Genomic DNA, 218 nt, shown 5'->3' on the forward strand with positions numbered 1-218 from the left:
TGGATCATTTGGATACTTGATTGGGTTTGTTGGTTGACCTGGGATGTTTGGAATCCATGATCCGATTGGTTTGTACACGTATGTTACTGTCGAACCTTCTGTTCCAATCTTACCTTTAGCATCTCCATCTACACGAACAAGTAGGTGTCCTGGAATCACTTTTCCACTTGTTGTGTACTCATCTCCCACTTTTCCTTCTGTTGTTTCTGAAGGGATTA

The 218-nt window shown here is 41.7% G+C and carries 1 protein-coding gene; it reads right to left on the reverse strand.

The window, feature by feature from the left end; genetic code table 11:
* Positions 1-218 (reverse strand): MucBP domain-containing protein (locus JQ843_RS05385; RefSeq protein WP_203213085.1); only part of this gene is annotated, 218 nt, incomplete at both ends.

Source organism: Streptococcus mitis (assembly GCF_905187495.1).
Classification (GTDB): domain Bacteria; phylum Bacillota; class Bacilli; order Lactobacillales; family Streptococcaceae; genus Streptococcus; species Streptococcus mitis_CU.